This window comes from Mesorhizobium sp. WSM4311, from assembly GCF_002295115.1.
Lineage (GTDB): Bacteria > Pseudomonadota > Alphaproteobacteria > Rhizobiales > Rhizobiaceae > Mesorhizobium.
Window position 1 is genome coordinate 14,052 of record NZ_NSFV01000028.1, and the last position, 17,681, is coordinate 31,732.

13 protein-coding genes and 1 pseudogene are annotated in these 17,681 nt (G+C 60.3%); 11 read left to right on the forward strand and 3 right to left on the reverse strand.

From position 1 onward, the window contains the following. Positions 1-102: 102 nt before the first annotated feature. A complete protein-coding gene (locus tag CK226_RS33405; protein ID WP_095794070.1) occupies positions 103-780 on the reverse strand; it encodes a helix-turn-helix transcriptional regulator in 678 nt (225 codons plus the stop codon). 290 nt (positions 781-1,070) lie between these two features. On the opposite strand from CK226_RS33405, the gene CK226_RS33410 reads away from it, so the two are divergent. Next, the gene (locus tag CK226_RS33410) at positions 1,071-2,813 is read left to right on the forward strand and encodes a PAS domain S-box protein (RefSeq protein WP_095794071.1); all 1,743 of its coding nucleotides are present in this window, start codon (positions 1,071-1,073) and stop codon (positions 2,811-2,813) included. Between the two features lie 97 nt (positions 2,814-2,910). Here CK226_RS33410 and CK226_RS33415 read toward each other — a convergent pair whose 3' ends face one another. Next, a complete protein-coding gene (locus CK226_RS33415; protein ID WP_095776089.1) occupies positions 2,911-3,588 on the reverse strand; it encodes a response regulator transcription factor in 678 nt (225 codons plus the stop codon). 622 nt (positions 3,589-4,210) lie between these two features. On the opposite strand from CK226_RS33415, the gene CK226_RS33420 reads away from it, so the two are divergent. The 9 genes from CK226_RS33420 (at position 4,211) to CK226_RS33460 (ending at position 14,829) form a co-directional block, all read left to right on the forward strand. Beyond that, positions 4,211-4,933 (forward strand): sugar phosphate nucleotidyltransferase, encoded by a 723-nt coding sequence (locus CK226_RS33420; protein ID WP_019860119.1) that lies wholly within the window; start codon positions 4,211-4,213, stop codon positions 4,931-4,933. A gap of 51 nt (positions 4,934-4,984) precedes the next feature. After that, positions 4,985-6,121, forward strand: a complete 1,137-nt coding sequence (locus CK226_RS33425) for a DegT/DnrJ/EryC1/StrS family aminotransferase (protein WP_095776088.1) — start codon at positions 4,985-4,987, stop codon at positions 6,119-6,121. Then, on the forward strand, positions 6,118-6,792 hold the full coding sequence (locus CK226_RS33430) for a sugar transferase (RefSeq protein ID WP_095794072.1): 675 nt from the start codon (positions 6,118-6,120) through the stop codon (positions 6,790-6,792). Before CK226_RS33425 ends, CK226_RS33430 begins: the two co-directional genes overlap by 4 nt. Positions 6,793-6,837: 45 nt before the next feature. Next, positions 6,838-7,842: an NAD-dependent epimerase/dehydratase family protein gene (locus CK226_RS33435; RefSeq protein ID WP_019860115.1), complete on the forward strand. Its 1,005-nt coding sequence runs from the start codon at positions 6,838-6,840 to the stop codon at positions 7,840-7,842. Then, positions 7,839-9,107: a hypothetical protein gene (locus tag CK226_RS33440; protein WP_095776086.1), complete on the forward strand. Its 1,269-nt coding sequence runs from the start codon at positions 7,839-7,841 to the stop codon at positions 9,105-9,107. Before CK226_RS33435 ends, CK226_RS33440 begins: the two co-directional genes overlap by 4 nt. Further along, positions 9,094-10,353, forward strand: a complete 1,260-nt coding sequence (locus CK226_RS33445; RefSeq protein ID WP_095776085.1) for a polysaccharide biosynthesis/export family protein — start codon at positions 9,094-9,096, stop codon at positions 10,351-10,353. The genes CK226_RS33440 and CK226_RS33445 overlap by 14 nt, the downstream gene beginning before the upstream one ends. A gap of 85 nt (positions 10,354-10,438) precedes the next feature. Then, complete coding sequence (locus tag CK226_RS33450) at positions 10,439-11,353, forward strand: class I SAM-dependent methyltransferase (RefSeq protein ID WP_245437925.1); 915 nt, start codon at positions 10,439-10,441, stop codon at positions 11,351-11,353. Positions 11,354-11,704: 351 nt separating this feature from the next. Continuing rightward, positions 11,705-13,459 (forward strand): type I secretion system permease/ATPase, encoded by a 1,755-nt coding sequence (locus tag CK226_RS33455; protein WP_095776083.1) that lies wholly within the window; start codon positions 11,705-11,707, stop codon positions 13,457-13,459. 26 nt (positions 13,460-13,485) lie between these two features. Further along, entirely contained in the window at positions 13,486-14,829 is a 1,344-nt protein-coding gene (locus CK226_RS33460; RefSeq protein ID WP_095776082.1) for an HlyD family type I secretion periplasmic adaptor subunit, read from the forward strand. Positions 14,830-14,879: 50 nt separating this feature from the next. On the opposite strand, the gene CK226_RS33465 is transcribed toward CK226_RS33460, so the two are convergent. Continuing rightward, positions 14,880-16,337 (reverse strand): hypothetical protein, encoded by a 1,458-nt coding sequence (locus tag CK226_RS33465; RefSeq protein WP_095790611.1) that lies wholly within the window; start codon positions 16,335-16,337, stop codon positions 14,880-14,882. Between the two features lie 641 nt (positions 16,338-16,978). Between CK226_RS33465 and CK226_RS33470 the strand changes: the two are divergent. Beyond that, positions 16,979-17,681, forward strand: a pseudogene (locus CK226_RS33470) (glutamine--fructose-6-phosphate aminotransferase); the annotation flags it as partial.

The window sequence follows — 17,681 nt, forward strand, 5'->3', positions numbered from 1 at the left end:
ATCTGCGCAACCGCGGCCGCAGAATTTGCAGCCGCGTTGCCATGGCAATATATCTCGGTCTGCTGAATTCGACGGGTCCTGACGCCCGCCGAAATCACTCTTTCATGGCAGGACCGAAATGCGCCCCAGAAGAGCAACCAGTTCGGCCTGACGCCTTGTTTCGGTCTTGGCGAACAGCGAGGCAAGCTGGGAGCGGATCGTCGTGCGGCTGAGATGCCAGCTGCGAGCAATCTCCAGCGGTGCATCGCCTTGCGCCAGGCGCAATGCAAGCTGCGTTTCCGCGCTGGTCAAACCGAACATCCTTTGCAAGGTCTGAGGGTTGGCCGCCGATGTGTTCTCCCGGTCCAGCAATGCGACGATGCTTGTCCCGTCGGGTGTGACGACGCACGCCTCATTCAGGATCACAGGCCTGTCGCCTCTGCTGCGGATCACCACCCATGAGAGTGATCCCGGCTGGAAATGGACCGGAACATTTGCGACCAGCCGCCTTAGCCCCGCGGACAGCTCGACGGCCGTATCAGCCGCTTCGCCCTGGCGCTCAAGCGTCTCCTGCGCGGCTGTGTTCCACTCGATTACTTTCCTGTCGCGGTCCAGCACAAGATAGCCGCAGCCGATGCGCTCAAGCATGCCGGTTATGGATTCCAAACTGCGTCGCTGCGGCCCGCCAGGTCTGGCGTCTGGCCGATCCGAAAGATGTATCGGACGTGCGTGACGAGTATCTTTCAATACAATGTATTGGCTGACTGCAACGGTTTCGTTGCGCCTCTCGATCAGTGTCATCGCTTCTACCCCAACCCTAGTTGCTACCGACCCAAGTAAATTTTGTGTGATTTACTTGCCTTTAAATTCCGCCTGCTGGCGGGAATGCGCTCCTTCCACTCGAATTTCGACACAACCGTAGAAATCTGCGGAAGGTTTTTCCGCAGCGTTCCTTGAATATGGCTTCCTGAAGTGCCCTGCCGATCCTGATTCTATTCGCAGGCAAAGGCATGGCAATCGGGCAGTGGTATTAGGCTGCCCCCTAGCGGCCTAGTCTCGACGAGCTAGACATAAGGTTGTAGTCTGGGCGCATGGGTTTGTATCTGCGCTGGCTCAAATCGAACGTGTCAAGCACCCCGTCGGCTCATGTGGCTTCGCTATTGGTGCTTGCAGGATCGATAATACTCGAAGCGATAAGTACGATATATGTCGGCCAGGGTGCGACGTTTATTGCGTTTATCCCCGTAATTATTGTTATCGTGTACCTCGAAGGGCGGTTGGTTGCCATCGCGGCAACGCTTCTCATGGCCGCCGCCGGCTTGTGGATGCGGCGCGTCCTCAACGCCCAACTCTCAGCTGAAGATTGGACGAGCGCTATCTTCCTTCTGGTCTCGGGTGGCCTGATCGCATCCGTGTTCTATCGCCTGCGACAGGATTTGCGCGGGGCGCTCGAGGTTGCGGAGGCGAGGCTCGCTGCCATCGATGCAGCCGAGAGCCGCTATCGTTGGGCCTTCGAGCGCGCTGCCTTGGGTTTTGCAAATGCCAATCGACGTGGCGAACTGTTGCAATCGAACAGACGTTTTTATGAGATGACCGGCTATGGAGAAAAGGAACTTGCCCAGCTGAAGCTGGAAGGACTCGTTCTTCCTGACGATCGAGATGCCGTGCGGGCCTTGTTGAAGGATCTGGATAATGGCGCCGCGTCGTCCGCTGCCGATATTCGCGTCTTGCGCAAGGACGGCAAGGCATTCTGGGCCCGTCTGGCCCTGTCCTCGTCGCGGCCTGACGAGGCATCCACCGAAAGCGTGTTCGTGGTGGTCGACGATATTTCCGAGCGACGAGCCGCACGCGAGGCCCTCCGGGCTCAGAAGGAATGGCTCGATCTCGCTCTGTCTGCCGGACGCCTGGGCACGTGGCGGATAGATATCAAGGAGGGGACAGTCGCGGGCTCCGGCAAGTTCTGGGACATTCTCGGCCTGCCCTCCAAGCCCGTGCGCCCCTTGGAAGAACTATCGGCTGTGGTCCATCCGGCAGACTGGCCGAAATTGGCTGCCTCGGCAAAACCCTCGCAGGCAGTGAACTACGACGTCGAGATTCGTGTCCGGCGGATGGATGGGCACATACGCTGGGTTGCTCTGCGCGGACGGCAGGAAGAACATGGCGACCGCGCAATGCGCATCGGGGTGGCGGCCGATCTGACCGAACGTCGACAGACCACGCTTCTTCGCGCCGCCGTGAAGAAGCACGAGCGCATCATGCTCGAAGACCGCCATCGGTTCAGCAATTTGTTCCCGGTGATCACGGCCCTGGTAAAAATGATCAATGTTCCCGAGAACGACGTTGCCAAATACAAGGAGATGCTGATCGATCGGATCAAAACGCTGGAAGCGACGCATCTCATCCTGTCTCGTCATAAGAGCCTGTCGGGGATGCTCCACGATCTCGTGGCTCAGGAGTTGCAGCCCTTCAAGGAGACGCGGGACGTAACGGTCAGTGGTCCCTCACTCACAGTGCCAAGTGGCGTCGCAGAGAGCTTTGCGATGATCCTCCACGAACTGACGACAAACTCCGTGAAACACGGCGCGTTGGGTGACTCACAAGGCAAGGTCGGAGTTAAGTGGCAATTCGCATCCGACGGCGCAGGGGACGATCTGGTTTTCGATTGGGTGGAATCGGGAGGTCGGAAGAACTCAAACGTCGTGCGCCACGGGTTCGGGTCCATGATAATCGGCGTGGACGGCACGCCGCTTGTCGGGCATTCGCCGAAATTGGAAATATCGGAATATGGACTGCGATATTCGTTGCGGTTATCGCGGAAGGAAATTGAGCTGTAGTTCTTGCCGCTCCGAAAGCGCGCCGGTTTCTTCGGGCGCGCCCAAGTCTATCCCATGCATGCCGGCCCGAACCGCTTCCCGCTTCGGGTGGCAAACATCAGTTCACGTTTCTCGACATCCACGTTTGCAGCAAAACGGCTGCTTCAGTCCGGTTTCGCACCCCGAGCTCGCGCAGAATGGCGGCGGCATGGATTTTCGTTGTCGCTTCGGCAATGTCCAGATTGCGGGCGATCTCCTTGTTCGAGTACCCTTCCGCCATCAGCTTGAGGACGTCCCTTTGCCTCGATGTCAGTCTGCCAAGATCGCTTGAGCTCATGCGATGACGGATTGGATTTTTCGCCGAGGGGAGGGCTGCATACGCTCTCTGGTCGGCAGACGTTCGAGACAAGAGTGATGGTACATAGATCCGGCCAGCAAGGATCTCATTTACCGCCAGAACGACTTCTTCGTCTTTCTGCGATTTGACGATGTAACCGTGAAGCCCGATCGACAGAGCGGTCAGGATCTCCGAGCGGGAATCGTCCCCGGAAACGATCGCAAAACGTGTGTGAGGATACGCAGAGAGAACGTCGCTGAGCACCTCCTGGTTAACCAGCCCAGGCATGTTCAGGTCGAGGATCGCAAGATCGATGGATGCCTGCTCCTCCAGAAGATTGACCACAGCATCGAAACACGCGGCCTCGAATATTTCGGCGTTTGGAATTCCAGCCAAAAGTGCCAGCCGAAGGCCGCGACGATACAAGCCGTGATCGTCGGCGATGACGATCCGATACATTGAACTACCCCAACGCGTTGCCCGGTTCCAGACGAGAATACTCGCTGGAACCTCCCATTCCTCTGTGATGATCGGAACCGCGGTGAGTCCAAAGTCGTAGCCAACCGCTGGTCATCACATCACTGTGATGGTCGCAGCGTCCCAACCCACGCACATCACACATGGCTAATATAGTACTAATTTGTGAGAGCCGTCGTTATTTTTTTTAACCCTGGCGTCCCGTGCCTGCCTGCCGAGCGATATCGAGTGCCCGTCTCCAATGTTCGGTGTGCGGCAGGGCGCTTTGATGGCGGCACCTGCCTTCACCGAGGGTGCGCAGGACGGTCCCGGCACTTGGCGGATCGCTGCCTTTTGATCGCAGGACTCGTTCGGCTTCATTGGTCTCATGGCCAGGTCCAGATGCTTGGGTCCGTCCTTGATCTCGCGGTTATCTAATACCGGAAACGCTTTGGATCGGTACCATTCGAATGCACGACGACAGCCGCCCCGGCTGTCACATACCCTTCAAGTATGATGTTCGGATTGCCGCCGAGGGTCGAGCCGGATTTGACGGAATGCCAGGTCCGAATGAGCTCGAACACGAAATGCCCGGACACAGGCAACTGCAAATCAGGAGGATCGGATGAAAGCGGTGATTCAATGTGGTGGGATGGGTACGCGCCTTCGGCCCTTCACCTCGGTCCTACCGAAACCCTTGATGCCGATAGGAGCCAGGCCCGTTCTTGAGCTGCTTCTGAAGTGGCTGCGGCGCAACGGCATCGAGGAGGTCTATATCACGACCGGGTATCTCGGGCACCTGATCCGCAGCGTCTGCGGCGACGGATCGCAATGGAATCTGAAGATCAAATACACGCAGGAAATGGAGCCATTGGGCACCATCGGGCCTCTCTCTCTGATCAGGGATGAACTGAACGACACCTTTGTCGTGCTCAACGGCGATGTTCTTACCGACCTGAGCCTCAGCCGGTTTGTGGCGGCGCACCGCATGCACAAGGATCCGGTTACGATCGCTACGGCCTGCCGCCTCATCAAGATGGATTTCGGCGTCATCGACGAGGTCGACAATGCCGTTCAGCTCTTCCGGGAAAAGCCGACGCTTTCCCACCTCGTCAGCATGGGGATTTACTGCATGAACCCGGATGTCCTGCGGTTCATTCCTTCCGGCATCCCATTCGGGTTCGATGACCTGATGCTGCAGATGATGCAGGGCGGCACGACCGTACACGTGTACAAGCATGACGGTCTCTGGCTCGATATCGGTCGCGTCGACGACTTCCAGAATGCGCAGGCGATTGCCTGGGAAGAGCAGTCGACCTCGATCGAGGTCGCGGCCGCGGCCGCATGAAAATCCGGATGTAGAGGCCGAACCCACCACAAGGATTTTTAGGAGGTCAACATGCTCTTGGTAAGCGCCCCGATCCTAGGCGTGCCGGAGAAGGCAGCCCTGTCAAAGGTGATTGACAGCGGCTGGCTTACCATGGGTGAGCAGGTGCGCGCTTTCGAACTGGCCTTTGCCGATATGCATGGCGCGCGAGATTGCGTGGCGGTCGGTTCCTGCACCGCGGCGCTTCATCTCATCCTGCATGCACTGGGAATAGGACCTGGCGACGAAGTACTTGTCCCGTCGCTGACTTTCGTGGCGACCGCGAATGCGGTGCTTTATGTAGGGGCGACTCCGGTCTTCGTCGATATCGAGTCGGTCGACGTGCCGTTGATGTCGCTCGCGGAAGCCGAAGCGCGGTGCACATCACGCACAAAGGCGGTCATCCTCGTTCACTTCGCGGGCTATCTCGCCAATCGGGAACAATGGCAGCGGTTCGCCCGGGTTCGAGGGCTCCATATCATCGAGGACGCCGCACATGCGCCCGGCCTGAGGGAAGTGGGGACGTTCGGCACTGCGGCCGCCTTCAGCTTCTACGGCAACAAGAACATGACAACGGCGGAAGGGGGCGCCGTGATCGCCCGTGATTCCGATCTGCTAGACAGAATCCGCCAGGCCCGCGGGCACGGGATGACCAGCGGGACCCATCAGCGGCTGAACAGCCGTACCCCGCAATATGATGTCACGATGCTCGGGTTCAACTACCGCATGGACGAGATGCGGGCGGCGATTGGGCTGGTCCAGCTGCAGAACCTGCAAGAGTGGAACGAGATCAGACGTATCCTGGCCGTCCTGTATCGGCGCCTCATCGCGGAGCATTGCCCGGCCGTGACCATTCCATTCAGCGAACCCCGGACGTCGGCTCACCACATCATGCCGGTCCTTCTGCCGCGCTACGCAAGGCGGCAGGACGTGATCGACGAATTGCGGACGCAGGGGATACAGACCACGATTCACTATCCGCCGGTGCACCAAATGACGTTCTATCGCGAGCGTTATCCCGGCATCACTCTGCCGCGTACAGAGGACTTTGCTCAGCGAGAACTGACAATCCCATTGCACCCCCAGATCACCTCGACTGTCGCCGAGGCGGTTGTGGCTGCACTCGCAAGCGCACTCAACGGCGACGCCCAAGCAGGAACTGCGGCATGAGCGCACTGGACCTTTCCCTTCACCGGCACTTCGTCTCAAGCACCGCTCACGGCTTGGCAAGACGCTCGATCGATCTCGTGGTCGCGGGCGCCGCGCTCATCATATTTGCACCGCTGATGCTTTTGATCGCCGGCGCGCTTCTGCTCGAAGGCGGTGGCTCGATCTTGTTCGCACAGACCCGCATTGGCGCTGGTGGCCGACCCTTCCGCATGTACAAATTTCGCAAGTTCGGTGTGAACTGCGATTCCCAAGGCCTCGCACTGACCGTCGTGGGCGACAGCCGTATGACGACGGTGGGCCGGTTCCTCGCGGCAACAAAATTCGACGAACTGCCGCAGCTGTGGAACGTCCTCAAAGGCGAGATGGCTATCGTCGGGCCACGACCCGAGAGCATGGCTTTCGCCGATTGTTTCCGCGGCGGCCTCGAGGCCGTCCTGCAATACAAGCCCGGCCTGCTGGGGCCAACCCAGGTTCTCTTCCGGCACGAGGCGCATTTCTTCCCCCGATCCGCGGATCCGATCCTGTTTTATCGGGAGGTTATGTTCCCCGCCAAGGCCAGACTCGACCTCTCCTATTATCCGCAGCGCACCATCGTCTCCGACATCGTGTGGATGGCGCGTGGCGTCCTGGCGGTTGTCGGCTGGGTTCCATCACAGCCGATCGACGTATGAACCCCAAAAGGAAAGCGCTCCAGTCAGCCAAGGGAATGCGCAGTCATGAGCTACAATGGCAAGAAAGTTCTGGTGACAGGCGCGGATGGATTTATCGGTTCGCATCTCACTGAGGCGCTCGTCCGCAACGGCGCGGATGTCACGGCTCTGGCGCTCTACAATTCCTTCGACAGCCATGGATGGCTGGACGATTTGCCGGACAAGATCCGCAGCCAGCTGAAGCTCGTCCGCGGTGACGTCCGCGACAGCGCCTTCCTGAACCGGATCGTGCGCGGTCAGGCCGTCGTGTTTCACCTGGCCGCGCTCATTGCGATTCCATATTCCTACGCGGCTGCCCAGTCCTATGTGGAAACCAACATCCTGGGCACGGTGAACGTTCTCGAAGCGGCGCGTCAATGGGAGACGGAGCGGGTTGTGCATACCTCCACGAGCGAGGTCTATGGAACCGCCCAGACCATGCCCATCAGCGAAACGCATCCGTTGCAGGGACAGTCGCCCTATTCGGCATCCAAGATCGGCGCCGACATGATGGCGGAGTCCTACGCCAGGTCGTTCGATGTCCCCGTGGTGATCATGCGGCCCTTCAACACCTATGGTCCGCGCCAGAGTGAGCGCGCCATCGTGCCGACCATCATCCGGCAGGCCCTCGATCCGAATTGCCCCGCGATCATGGTCGGCGATACGAGCCCGATCCGTGACCTGACCTTTGTCGAAGACACCGCGGCAGCCTTCCAGACCGCGGGCCTGGCCGGGCTCGAATTCGGCCACGCCTACAATGCCGGCAGCCAACGCGCAGTGACCATCTCCGACGTATTGGATCTTGTCCTCGAACTAAGCGGTTCCAAGAAACCGGTCCATCGTGACGAAAGGCGTTTGCGGCCGCAAAATTCGGAGGTTCGCGCCTTGCTCGCCGATTCTTCGCGTTTTGAAGGCGAGACCGGGTGGCAGGCGCAGACCAGCCTGCGCGATGGGCTGGAGCGAACGATCGCATGGTGGCGCGCGCGCCTTAGTGAAGGCCGGGTACGGCGCGAAATGGGTTACATGACATGACCCTGCTCCGCCGGCACATGTTGGCACTGCTGCTGATTGCCGGTGCCATGTTCGCGACTATTCATATGATCGGGGGTCGCGAAAGCAGCGCATCGCAAACGGTGAAAAACCTGCCGGACTATCTTGGCCAAGCAACGGATCCCTGGTCCGGCGCGACTTTCGTACGGATCACCGAACCCGGAATTCTCGGCCTCGCGGGTGTCTGCGGGAAGAAATACTGCACCCACCGTTACTCGAGTGCACAGGCCTGGAATGCTGATCAGAGCCTTCTCGTGATCGTCAATGGTTGTGGTGGCATGTGCTTTCTCGACGGGCACAGCTACGTGCCATTGTTCCACCGCGACCGCTCGAATGAAACTGAATGCGAATGGCATCCAAGGGATCCCCAGCTGATGATCTGCGTTGCTGGCCGGCGGATTTCGACCTGGGCGCCACGCACAAATCATGAGGATGTCGTGTTCGACACGGCAGCCTACAGCAAACTTCAGTTCGGGCCTTACAAAGGCAATCCGAGCCGCGACGGCGACCGCATTGCGGTGCGTGCAACGCGCAATGACGGCAAAGCGGTGGTCTTCGGCTACGACCTCAAGGAGCGGCGGAAATTCCCGGATATCGATCTTACCGCGCTTCCGGGAACCACCGGCTCCTGCTCGATCTCTCCGCTCGGAATCAATATTGTGTGCTCACAGGCATTGTCGGACGACCATGAACCGACCTTCGTCTTTTCCATCGACGGCGTCTTGCAACAGAAGTGGATGGAGCACCACCGGCCCGGTCACGGCGACATGACGGTCGATGCCGACGGCAGCGAAATATATGTCGGGATCAGCAAATCGGATCCCGACATATATCAGGTGATCAAGCGCCGATTGGCCGACGGCAAGGTCACGTCGCTGATGAAATATGGCGAGGCCATGCATGCGTCGCTCAGGTCCCTGGACAGGCCCGGCTGGGTGTTTCTGAGCTATGGCGGGACGCCAGCCGAAGTATCGCAGCACCCGGACTGGGCGCCTTACGCGCAGCAGGTCATTGCGGTGCGCACTGACGGCAGCGGAGAGGTCCGCCGTATCGTGGAAACGCAGAACGCCCACTTCGACTACTGGAGCGAGACGCATGCCTCGCCCTCGCCGGACGGCTCGCAGGTGATCTGGTCGAGCAATTGGGGTGTGCCCGGTGGCCCGGTATACGATTTCGTTACCCGTGTTGAATGGCCTTCGGAGCCGGTGCCGAACCAGAAGGAGATTGTCGCAAATGGCCTTCAGTAAACGAACCGTTCTTGCCGCGGTTGCGGTGATGTCCCTGACATCGGTGGCCGCCGCAGGCGAAGCCGAGCCCTATCAACTGTCGCCTGGCGATACCGTCGAGATAGGGATAGCGCCGATCCCGGATCGAGCCCAGCGCGCCGTGGTCCAGATGGACGGCAATATCGCCCTTCCCGAAGCCGGGATGATCATGGTCGCAGGCCTCACGGCGTCTCAATTGCAGACGCGCATGCAAGCGCTTTTGCCGACCAAGATCTTTCACGTGCGTCTGGCCGATGGACGGGAGCAGATGGTTGTCGTCAAGCCAGACGACGTGACCGCCATCATCGTGGAGTATCGTCCAATCTACGTGATGGGCGACGTGCTCACCCCGGGACAACAGGCCTACCGTCCGCTCATGACCGTACGGCAGGCGCTTGCCGTCTCCGGCGGCTTCAGCCTTTTGCGGTCACGCGCGGGCCAAACAGGCCCCGATCCGGTTGATCTCAGGCGCGATTACGAAACACTTTGGGGGGATTACACCAAAGACTATTTTCACGCCGCCCGTGTCCGCGCCGAACTTCAGGGCCAGGCGGATTTCGACAAGCAGACGCCGCAGGGGTCACCTCTGTCGCCCAGCGTCGGAGCCGCGATCGCCCAGGCTGAAACCGAGGGGCTGAAGATTGCGCTGAGCGATTTCCAGCAGGAGCAGGCTTTTCTTGAGAGGGGCGAGAAGGATGCGGCCGACCAAATCGAGGTTTTGCAGAAGCGCGAACAGGTCGAGGCCGAGAGCGTGAAGGCGGATCAGGAAGACCTGGCGAAAGTAACCAAGGCGTTTGATGCAGGCAATCTGACCAACACTCGGCTCGCCGATGTCAGGCGCGCCTTGCTTCTGTCGTCGAGCGGTGCGCTGCAAACTTCGGTCGAACTCATGAGAGCGCGGCGCCAGCAGGAGGACTATGTCAGGCAGCACGAACGCAATGACAATCAAAGGAGGATTGCCTTGCTGACGGATCTGAAGGAGACCAACGCGCGGCTGGCCGATGTCACCGCCAGGCTCCACGCCGCCAGCGAGAAGCTGCAACCGACCGGTGCGTCCGCCCAGCCATTGCCGATTGCCGGCGAAACAATCCGGGCTCAGGTCACGATCGTCCGCAAGGTCGGCGATGAATGGCGCAAGCTGTCGGCTGACGAAGACACGATCGTGATGCCGGGGGATACTGTCGAAGCCAGGTTCAGCAGTGATCTGCAAAGCGCGGCAATCCAATAGGCCGCCTCAGTCGCAGTCCGATAAAATGGGTGGGGAGCCTACTTGTTCGATCAGGGTGTCGAACACAACAGAACGGGAGATACAGGTGAGGCTCAATTCCAGGCATGGGGTGAAGCCGCCGCCGACGAACACGGTTCAGATGGCTCAGTCGGCAAGTTACGCTTTCGGTACGCCTTCAGCATCGCGAGTTCCACGGGCCAAGCCGCAGACCGGTGAGCCCGGAATTTGGCAGGAGCTGACGTCCAACCAACAGGTCCACACGCAGGGCGACAGGGTGTCGCACGACTACAGGGCCAGCCATTGCGCGCCGGGCTACGGCGCGCAATACAACAAAACGCACGAGTCCGGCTACTATGGCGCGCTTTGGGAGAAAATCGAAAAACCTTTGATCCTGGACGTTCTTCGCCCAATGGGCGGAGCCGGCCGAAACTGCCTCGATTTCGCATGCGGAACAGGTCGCATCGCCAACGTTGCTGCCGGGCTCTTCGGCGAGGTGGTCGGCGTCGACGTCTCCAAATCCATGCTCGACTGCGCGCAAGTTCCGCCCAATGTGCGATTGCTTCAAATCGATATGACAACGCGGCCCCTCGGCGAGACCTTCGACGTCACAACCGCATTTCGCTTCTTCCTGAACGCCGAGGATCAACTGAAGCGGGATGCGCTGAAGGCGATAAATGAGCATCTGAAGGACGGTGGGCGACTTGTGTGCAACGTTCACATGAATGCGACTTCACCCATCGGCATGGCCTCCCGGCTGCTCAATCGGTTGTTTGGACGCACAGTTCGCCACACGCTGAGCGCGGCGACGTTCAAGGAGCTCCTGACCGCGTCGGGGTTCCTTGTCGAGGAGATGGTACCTTACGGCTATCTGCCCCGGCCGGGTAACCTCTTGCCAAGGGTGTGTGAAGCGTTGATGGAGCCCTTCGAGAAGGCGTCCAGAACTCTTCACGTTCCTGGACAGCTGGCGCAACATTTCCTGATTATCGCGAAGAAGCGCTAAACGACAATCGCACACTCAATTGGCTCCGTGAAACGGCCGGGGAGCCGTTTGGCTGGGGAGCGACTCACCCTCCGAAAGGGACGGCTCGGTGTCGGTCGCACTGCCGGGAACGCGACCTCCACAGCCTTCCGGGACACCTCAAAACGGCAGTTTTCCCCTGATTTAATGCGCCAGGTCCGGGTTTTTCGGACCGGCGCCACGATTTCGCTACATTTTGACCGAAGGCCACATATGTTAGTGGGGCGTAAATTAGAAGACAATGAGGGATACGCTCCTGAAAACCCAAAAATTGACCGTGGCCAGTGGGGCCAATGAGCTTGCGCAACGATTTCTCACCGGAGGTCGCAAGCGATGAGCTCCGGAAGGATACGTTCGCCCGATCTGCGTGGCGCCATGCTCGGCGCCGTGCCCGGGCTGGTAGGCGTCGGCGTCTTCTCGGCGGTCATAAACCTTCTCGCCCTGACCGGCTCCGTCTATATGCTGCAGATCTACGACCGCGTTCTGCCTTCGCAGAGCGTTCCGACGCTTGTCGGATTCACGATCGGAATGCTGGGTCTTTACGCGGTCTACGGATTGCTGGATTTCGTGCGGCTTCGCCTCCTGGTTCGAATAGGCAATCGTCTCCATAAGAATCTGCAGCAAAGGGTCTTCGGCCTCTCGCTGTCCTTACCGCTCATCGGCGGGCAGGACGCGAACCGGATACAGCCGCTGCGTGATCTGGATCAGATCCGCGGCTTCCTTTCAGGATTGGGGCCGACCGTCATCTTCGACGCGCCGTGGATACCGTTTTATCTGCTGATCATCTATCTTCTGCATCCTGCGCTCGGTCTGCTGGCAACAAGCGGCGCGATTATTGTCGTGCTGCTCACGGTGATAGCGGAAGTCCTCGGCCGCGCATCGGCGGCGCGCGCGTCCGAGACGCTGGTGTCGCAACGCAATCTTGCCGATTCTGGCCGCCGCAACGCGGAGGTTGTGCGCGCGATGGGCCTTTCCGGGCGGCTTGCCCGCCGCTGGAGCGAGATCAACCACGCCTATCTCACGCACCAGGAACGGCTTTCCGACATTGTCGGCGCCACCGGTGCCCTCTCGAGGGCGCTGCGGATGGCCTTGCAGTCCTCAGTTCTGGGACTGGGCGCCTATCTCGTGATCGGGGGGGAAGCGTCGCCAGGTGTCATCATAGCATCGTCGATACTGCTGGGCCGCTCGTTGGCTCCGGTTGACGCGGCGCTGGCAAACTGGCGAGGCTTCGCGGCTTTCCGGCAAAGCTATTCCCAACTGGCCACGGCGCTGGCTGTCGTCGGTGGGCATGAAGAAGTCATGGAACTGCCGCGCCCGCAGGCGGCGCTTGCGGTAGAGGACCTGACAATAGCGCCGCCGGGCCAGCAAAAACCGACGGTGGCCAATGTCAGCTTTACCCTGTCTGGGGGCGCGGGAATGGCCATTGTCGGCCCGAGCGGTTCTGGAAAAACGACACTTGTGCGCGCTCTGGTGGGCGTGTGGCAGCCCCTTCGCGGAAGGGTAAGGCTGGACGAAGCCTCGCTCGACCAATGGAGCCCGGAAGAGCTTGGTGCTCATGTCGGCTACCTGCCGCAGGACGTCGAACTGTTTGACGGGACGGTTGCCGATAACATTTCGCGATTTGGCGGCAACGACGACGCCAAGGGCGTGCTGGCAGCTGCCAGGGCCGCCGGCGTCGACAAGATGATCATGCGGTTGCCGAATGGTTTTCAAACACGCGTAGGCGAGGGCGGGGCAGCCTTGTCGGCCGGACAGAGGCAACTCGTTGGGCTTGCCAGGGCACTTTATGGCGACCCATTTCTGGTCGTCCTTGACGAGCCGAATTCAAACCTGGACGTCGACGGTGATGCTGCCCTGGCCGGCGCTATCCTGGGGGTGCGTCGACGTGGGGGCATCGTCATCATTGTTGCGCACCGTCCTTCTGCCCTCAGCAATATCGACAAGGTACTCGTCATGTCGAATGGGATGCTTCACTCCTTTGGCTCGCGCGAGGAGGTCCTGGCCAATGTCATCCGGCCTTTCCCGACCCCTGCCGAACGGCAGGCGTCGGTTGTTCCGATGCAGAAAGGGGTGAGCGGTCATGCGTGAGGTGCTGTTTCATGTCTGACGCGACGATGGTTTCGTATGCTCCGTTCGATAACGGGAGCCGAAGGGCCGAGGCGAATTCGGTCGAGGCGCGCGATGATATCAGGGGCAACCTGATCCTGGGCGCGGCGGTCACGGCCATGTTGGTTGTCGGCGGCGGGCTTTGGCTCGGTTTGACCAAGATCGCCGGCGCGGTGATCGCGCCTGCCACCGTGGTGGTCGAAAGCAACATCAAGAAGGTCCAGCATCTGACGGGCGGCACGATCGGTGGCATCTTCGCGCAAGATGGCGACCATGTGCGGGCTGGCGATGTGGTGGCCAGGCTGGATGACACGCTGACGCGGGCCAACCTGCAAATAATCAGCGAGGATCTTGATCGCACAACCGTCCGGCTTGCACGGCTGGAGGCTGAGCGGCAAGGCCTGCCGGAAATGCAGCTTCCGTCCAGCCTTCAAGAACGGATGGGCGACCCGGAACTGGCTGCACTGGTCAGAGGAGAGCGCACCCTTTTCGAAAGCCGCGCAACGGCGTTGACGGGGCAGAAGGCACAGTTGCAAAGCCGCTCGAGCCAACTCGAACGCCAGATCGATGGCCTCAAGGCGCAGCAGGCCGCGGAAGACCAGTCCGTGGTCCTGCTCGACGGAGATCTTGGCGATGTCCAGGCGCTCTTTACAAAAAAATTGGTGTCCAAGGAGCGACTGAGCAACATCAGATTGGATGCCACCCGAGCGCACGGAGAATCAGGACGCCTGGCGGCCGCGGTCGCTGAGGCACAGGCCAAGATTAGCGAGACCGAACTGCAAATTCTTCAGCTGGATGAGCAAAGGCGCAGTGAAGTAACGAGCGAACTTCGTGAAACCGAAGCCAAGCAGACCGAACTCAGCGAGCGCAAGGTCGTGGCGCAAGACGAACTGACCAAAACCAACATCCGCGCTCCGCAATCGGGAACGGTGCAGGAATCGGCTATCCACACGATCGGCGGAGTGATCGCTCCGGGGGAGGTGGTCATGATGATCGTCCCCGACACCGACAACCTCGTCGTCGACGCGCTGATCCCCCCCTCGCGCATAGATGACGTTCGTCCAGGCCAGCACGTCTCGATCCGGTTTCCGGCCTTCGATGCCGGCACCACGCCTGCTTGCCAGGGGTCGGTCAAGCGCATCTCGGCGGATCTGATCAAGGATCAGCAAAAACAGCTTTCATATTTCTCGGCGCGCATCAATGTCGAGAACAAGGCGGCCTGCCTGACCGATGCCAAGGTGCTCAAACCTGGCATGCCGGCAGAGGTTCACATAAGCACCGACGAACGCAGCGTCTGGTCTTATCTGCTGAAGCCGCTGACGGATCAGATGTCCAGGGCTTTCCGCCAATGACGTGACGAACTGTTGGAAGCGAGCCGCAAAATACGATCAGCTAGCTCCTCCTACGACGCGGTGAGCGCCCTGCGGCGGACACGGCGAGCGGTGCGCACCGCTCGCTCCGCCGTCACCGGAACCTTCTTGGCCACATCGTTCGTATGCGGCAAGGCGTTCGTGGTGCCACGGAGCCTCTCATAGGGCAGCAGTTCCCTGATCCGGGCGTTGAGCGATGCAATTTCGGCCCGCAGGTCTTCGCATTCCTGCCGGCGGATATCGAGTTGTAGCTGATCGGATGCCTGCTGCAGCGAAAGCTGTGAGAAATTGGCGGTTATCTTCGAAAGGTTCAGCTTGTCGGTCTCGGCCTCCTTGGTGAGGGCCGCCAACCTTTCGTCCGCCACCTGTTTTTCCGCCACCGCGTCGCTCCATTGAAGCTTGAGCCTGGCGATCTCGGCCGATGCCTCGCTGTTTGCGTTCGAGGCGACCTCCAGTCGCGAATGGAGGTTCTGAATCTCGGAACGCAATCCCCGGATCTCGGCACGGCTGCGTTCGAGCCCGGCATCCTTGTCCGCCTCCATGATCCTGGCGGTTTCCGTCACTTCCGACAATTTCGCCTGGGTGGCCTCGAGCGCGGTGTGGAGCCGTGCCGCTTCCTTTTCGCTCTTGCCGAGCGCACCAAGCACTTCGGAATTTCGCGCGGCTTCGTTGGCATGGATCGTGGAGAAGGCGTCCAGCCGGTGCCGCGCCTCGTCCTCTCGCTTCAGCGCCTTTTCCAGGTCGATCGACAGGCTGACATTCTTTTCACGCAACAGTTTGTTTTCGCGCGCGCGCCTGTCGGCCTCGACGGTTGCGGCGGCAAGCGTGTTTGTGAGGTCTCCGAATTCCGCTTGGTTCTTGGCGTTGGTGTTCGCGGCTTCCACAAGCTCCAGCCTTGCCGCGGCCAATGCGCCACGAAGCGCCTCGGCGTCCTGAACCAGGCTTGCCTCGCGCTGCTGCAGGGCCTCCACCATGCTTTCGCGCTCATGCTGCCTTCGGGTCAGGTCATTGACCTTGTCCGACAGGCTCTTTTGCTCTGCGGTCAGGTTTAGATTGGCCAGCTCCAGTTCGTTGGCGCGGAGAATGTCGGCATGAAGGATGTGAAAGAATTCAAAGGTCAGCTGATGTGTGCTTGCGATCTCTGACAGTTTCGCGTTGATCTCCTCGAAATGGAGCTTCGCATCGCGAAACAGCCCGTCAAAGGAACTCAAGGCAGCCATACGGCTCTGCGTATGAGAGGTCAGTCGCCGCAAGGGTTCGGGAGTGCCGGCATCTTCGGCGCCGGCATCATCCTCGGTTTGCGCGCGGTCGCCTTGTTCGCTGTTGTCGTCTGGGATGGGCGGCTCGTCCGCGGTATCGTCCATTGCCAGCGCCGACAGGTCATCCAAGCCAAGGCACTCGTCAACGGCATCAGCCAAGTCAGCTTCGAGATCCTCGAATGACTTCTCCACATTGTTGTCGGCACGTCTGATCAGATCTCTGAACTTCATGCCCTGCATCCCCCTTCCGCATGCCTGGACCCAGCAAGGCGCGGACTGAGCTTCCTTCTGTATCGAGAGATCAGTTCGGCGTCTTCGTTCAATCAAACGATGCCAGGTGCCGGCGGTTCAGCGCCTTAACGGCAACGAGTCTTCGGTCTGGCGGTCGCCGATCACCTCAACCCACCTTTGTGACCCATGCCAGGATGGCTTTTGCGTCGGATGGTCCTTCTCGTGTTCATCTCTGGTTTTTCGTTGCGTGGATCCCAGCGCCGCTCGCTTTCCGGCACGCGAGGCAGTCGGGAGCGCTTTCGCGTGCAAGCCCCAGACAGATCAAGCGGCCCGACAGCCTCTTATAGGGGGGCATCAGGCGGCCGGGCCTAACCGGCTGTTGGGTGTGTTTTGGTTTGCCGGCTGCCTCAACATGCGCCTGGGCCGACGGAAGCGCATCATTCGAACGAACTGTTCGTCGGGCGGCTTCACGCGGCCAACGACGCAAACTCCGCCACCTGGACCCACGCCACTTCGCAGCACGATGGTTTCTGGTCGCGATTAAGGCCGTAGGCTCCTTCGAATGAACGATCAGCCCGTAATCAAGGAGGGGTATCTTGCCTTCTGCGGCGATATGGCCGGAATTCTGCAGGGGCAAAACCATGTGCGGCATTGTTGGAATCGTCGGGCACGCGCAGGTTACGCCGCTCATCCTTACCACGCTGAAGCGGCTGGAATATCGCGGCTATGACTCGGCCGGCGTCGCCACCATCGAGCATGGCGAGCTCGCCCGCCGCCGCGCCGAAGGCAAGCTGGTCAACCTCGAACGCCGGCTCAAGGAGGAGCCGCTCGACGGCACGATCGGCATCGGCCACACACGCTGGGCCACCCATGGCGTGCCCAACGAGACCAACGCGCATCCGCATTTTTCCGACGGCGTCGCCATCGTCCACAACGGCATCATCGAGAACTTTTCCGAGCTGCGCGACGAGCTGGTGCGCGACGGCTATGCCTTCTCCTCGCAGACCGACACCGAGGTCGTCGCCCACCTGGTGGCGCGGGAACTCACCAAGGGGCTGAAGCCGGTCGAAGCCGCGCACCAGGCGCTGAAGCGGCTGGAAGGCGCCTTTGCGCTGGCCATCATGTTCAAGGGCGATGAGGACCTGATCGTCGGCGCCCGCAACGGCCCGCCGCTGGCCGTCGGCCATGGCGACGGCGAGATGTTCCTGGGTTCGGATGCCATCGCGCTGGCGCCGTTCACCAATTCGATCACCTATCTCGAGGATGGCGACTGGGCGGTGGTGCGCCGCGACAGCGTCGCCATCTTCGACATCGACGGCAGACAAGTCGAGCGCAAGCGCCAGC

Coding starts and splice junctions, on each gene's coding strand:
- CK226_RS33435 (WP_019860115.1), top strand. CDS start 6,838: ATGAGCTACAATGGCAAGAAAGTTCTGGTGACAGGCGCGGATGGATTT.
- CK226_RS33430 (WP_095794072.1), top strand. CDS start 6,118: ATGAGCGCACTGGACCTTTCCCTTCACCGGCACTTCGTCTCAAGCACC.
- CK226_RS33465 (WP_095790611.1), bottom strand. CDS start 16,337: ATGAAGTTCAGAGATCTGATCAGACGTGCCGACAACAATGTGGAGAAG.
- CK226_RS33420 (WP_019860119.1), top strand. CDS start 4,211: ATGAAAGCGGTGATTCAATGTGGTGGGATGGGTACGCGCCTTCGGCCC.
- CK226_RS33415 (WP_095776089.1), bottom strand. CDS start 3,588: ATGTATCGGATCGTCATCGCCGACGATCACGGCTTGTATCGTCGCGGC.
- CK226_RS33410 (WP_095794071.1), top strand. CDS start 1,071: ATGGGTTTGTATCTGCGCTGGCTCAAATCGAACGTGTCAAGCACCCCG.
- CK226_RS33405 (WP_095794070.1), bottom strand. CDS start 780: ATGACACTGATCGAGAGGCGCAACGAAACCGTTGCAGTCAGCCAATAC.
- CK226_RS33425 (WP_095776088.1), top strand. CDS start 4,985: ATGCTCTTGGTAAGCGCCCCGATCCTAGGCGTGCCGGAGAAGGCAGCC.
- CK226_RS33440 (WP_095776086.1), top strand. CDS start 7,839: ATGACCCTGCTCCGCCGGCACATGTTGGCACTGCTGCTGATTGCCGGT.
- CK226_RS33455 (WP_095776083.1), top strand. CDS start 11,705: ATGAGCTCCGGAAGGATACGTTCGCCCGATCTGCGTGGCGCCATGCTC.
- CK226_RS33460 (WP_095776082.1), top strand. CDS start 13,486: ATGGTTTCGTATGCTCCGTTCGATAACGGGAGCCGAAGGGCCGAGGCG.
- CK226_RS33445 (WP_095776085.1), top strand. CDS start 9,094: ATGGCCTTCAGTAAACGAACCGTTCTTGCCGCGGTTGCGGTGATGTCC.